We start from the raw sequence: 2,100 nt of genomic DNA, 5'->3' as shown, positions 1-2,100 counted from the left end.
ACCTCAAGGCCCTGCTGCCGCAAGGCATGTCAAAGAACGATTCGGCCTAAGCCAGATTCTCACCGAGACTCCTGATGGTTACCCGAGGAAGGCTTGCCTGAAAAGGTGGGGCTGTTTGGACGCATACCCTGCTGCCTCTGGAATTTGGTGACATGGACCTTGGGGTTGCTCCTGGATAGAGCGCGTTCAAACTGCCGCTGCTCCTTTTCCATCCGCTCCAGGACGATCTTCACTCGATTGAGCGTGTCCGGCTTCGGTCCCTTCATGTTCGAGTGACGGACCTTGCGTTTCGCTGGTTCCCGCGTGGCGACATGGGCAAGCCCTCTGTTGGTCAACTCCTGGGCCAAGGTTTGTCTGACCTCAAGCAATTGGGCCGGGCCGAGCCGAAGCTTTTTCGCCTGCTTGTCTGTGTTGGTCGTTTTGACCACCACATGGACGTGCGGGTATTTGCCGTCCTGGTGGACCCCCAAGGCATACTTGAATCCCTGTTCACCAAAGTGTTTCTCAGCGGTCGCCCTGGCTGCTATGAGCGTGTGCTTGAGGTTGCTGCTCGTGATTTCGGCCTTGGCCGAAAGAACCAGGTGCACGGCATGGCGCGGCGATTTCTGCGATTGGGAAGACTTCCTGTTGAAGTCGGGCTTCCATTCGTTGAACACCTCGTCAACCTCGGCCTGCCCCTTGCGTGTAATCCCGTCCTCGGCTTCCAGGGCTACAAGCTCCTGGTCCTCCTTGTCGGCCCGCGCGATGTAGTCGAGCATGCGCTTGACCGATGAAGGGGTGCTTGCCCACCCCGCCACCTTCACGACCGCCTGCGGGGTGCGTCCCTGCCGCCTGGGGGCTGAAGGCCCTCCGGGCATGGGGAGCGTCCCGGCCTTGCTGTGACGCGCCCGCCCAATCTGAAACTTCTCCTCCCTGGCACTATAGTTCGAGGTCATTTCGCATCCTCTTCAGGTTGTCGGCCATGCCCTTGAAGGCAGTGTTCAGTTTGTCCAAGACTTCAAGGGCCTGGATTACTGGCAGGGGATAGTTTGAATTCATGTGTATGGCGAGCTGGTTCAGATTCGTCCCCACGCCACGGAACATCGTGCGCCACGCCTTGAACTCGCTGACCATCTGGCGGTTCAATTCCGGTTGCCCGCTTCTGACGAACAGGCGGACCGCTTCACGGACCAGCTCGGACCGCCCGCTGGCCCCCAGCTCCTTCTTTCGCGCATCGAGTCTGACAAGCAATTCCTCATCCATGCGAACCGGGACGATTTTCCTTTTCATCATGCCTCCTGGCCGGGACCGTTTAGGAAGGCCCAAACGGGTGAAGCTGCCCCTGGCAGCGAGGGGGGAACCCCCTACCTTGTCGGCGGACAAGGCAGGATTGGCGAAGCCAAAAGCACTTTGTAATACAAAGTGCGTATCCTGCCCCAAAAGAAACGAGTCATTTGCAACACGCGATTTTTTGCTCGAATTGAAGTCCATTTTGCGCTATTTTTGAACACATGCAATAATTTCAGATAGTTGATAATTTTTGGGTCCGAAATCCTGTCTGCCTCCCGAAAGGCTTTGATCGGTGAATCAAGGTGTGACTCTGCTCTTTTTAAGTGTGACCCTGCGGATAGTTAGTGTGACCCTGCCATTTTCGGGTGTGTCCCGGCCCTGCAAGGGTGTGTCCCTGCCATTCAAATGTATCCCTGGCGTTTCGGGGTGTATCCCTGCCATTTTCGAGTGTATCCCTGCCCTTTTCGCGTGTATCCCTACCCTGCAAGGGTGTATCCCTGCCTTTCAGGTGTAAGCCTGCCTTTTCGGCGTGTAAGCTTGGCTTCTTGGGGTGTAAGCCTGCCTTCTCGGCGTGTAAGCCTACCTCTGACCTCTGTAAGCCTCCCAAGTCGGCCGCCTTGAGGTTGTACCCTTCAGAATGACGCCTATCCGCTATCCGGTCATGCTACGGGTGTGATGGGATATTGCCCTGCGAAGGGCTTGAATGAAGTGAGATGGTTATAACCTGACACTTGGCCCTTCCAAGAGGAAGTGGTCATGCCGTCCCTGATCGGGGTATGGATGGAGTTACTAAGCTTCACCAAACCCGAAGAGGAGAACGTCATGACCACC

Annotated in this window: 3 protein-coding genes; 1 reads left to right on the top strand and 2 read right to left on the bottom strand. The window is 56.4% G+C overall.

The window, feature by feature from the left end; genetic code table 11:
• Positions 1-59: 59 nt before the first annotated feature.
• Positions 60-758 (bottom strand): relaxase/mobilization nuclease domain-containing protein, encoded by a 699-nt coding sequence (locus GKC30_RS14785; RefSeq protein ID WP_196772919.1) that lies wholly within the window; start codon positions 756-758, stop codon positions 60-62.
• Here GKC30_RS14785 and GKC30_RS15175 point away from each other — a divergent pair.
• On the top strand, positions 757-882 hold the full coding sequence (locus tag GKC30_RS15175; protein ID WP_269203858.1) for a hypothetical protein: 126 nt from the start codon (positions 757-759) through the stop codon (positions 880-882). The genes GKC30_RS14785 and GKC30_RS15175 overlap by 2 nt on opposite strands.
• Before the next feature lie 36 nt (positions 883-918).
• Here GKC30_RS15175 and GKC30_RS14780 read toward each other — a convergent pair whose 3' ends face one another.
• Positions 919-1,470: a ribbon-helix-helix domain-containing protein gene (locus GKC30_RS14780; RefSeq protein ID WP_155935742.1), complete on the bottom strand. Its 552-nt coding sequence runs from the start codon at positions 1,468-1,470 to the stop codon at positions 919-921.
• Between the last annotated feature and the right edge of the window lie 630 nt (positions 1,471-2,100).

The sequence above is a fragment of the Pseudodesulfovibrio alkaliphilus genome, from assembly GCF_009729555.1.
In the GTDB taxonomy this organism is placed as follows: Bacteria; Desulfobacterota; Desulfovibrionia; order Desulfovibrionales; family Desulfovibrionaceae; genus Pseudodesulfovibrio; species Pseudodesulfovibrio alkaliphilus.
The sequence above is the reverse complement of the archived record's forward strand: the minus strand, read 5'-3'. Positions and strand labels throughout refer to the sequence as shown.